General features: G+C 52.6%; 1 protein-coding gene. It reads right to left on the reverse strand.

The features are described from left to right. Nucleotides 1-113: 113 nt before the first annotated feature. Nucleotides 114-666 (reverse strand): MFS transporter (locus J5069_RS23785; RefSeq protein ID WP_264646121.1); only part of this gene is annotated, 553 nt, incomplete at its 5' end.

Below are 666 nucleotides of genomic sequence, written 5' to 3' on the forward strand. Positions count from 1 at the left end.
TGTGTGCAACGCTACAACCGCAGGCGGAGATGTGTATGACAAACCGTGATGATGCGATGACTTATCTTTTACGGCTTGAAGCAGAGACGGCGCCCTGATAGGCGCCGTGTTGTTTATACATCTTTGATTTTCCACATGCAGTAACCCGCCCCCACGCTCATCAGCAGGGAAATAAAGAACACGGCGTGATAACCCCAAAATTGTGCCACGATGCCCGCCAGCGATCCGGATATGATCCAACCCACGCGCGTGGTGTTGGTAAACAGCGTGGTGGCGGTGCCTGCTTGTCCTGGCATTAAATCCTGAAAATAGAGCATGCCAATACCGGCCAAAATACCGATGAAAATGGCGTTCAGCAGTTGTAATCCTAGCAGCGCCCACTCTGCGTTAAACAGCACCAGTCCAACATAAAACAGCAGGCCTGCACCAACGGCAATACGCATCAAAACGCGTTTGCCAACGCGTTTTGCCACATATCCCGCAATCAACATAACCGGAATTTCCAGCCCTGCCGCCGTGCCCATCATGATCCCGGCCAGCTTCTCTGACAGTCCCAGGGCGTTGACCACATATAACGGTATGGTGATCAGGTAAACCCCGTTACACGTCCACATGGCGGTGCAGGCGAAAAAAAGCAGCAGTGTGTCATGTCGATTCTGGCGTGGT

The organism is Candidatus Symbiopectobacterium sp. NZEC127 (assembly GCF_025962675.1).
GTDB lineage: Bacteria > Pseudomonadota > Gammaproteobacteria > Enterobacterales > Enterobacteriaceae > Symbiopectobacterium.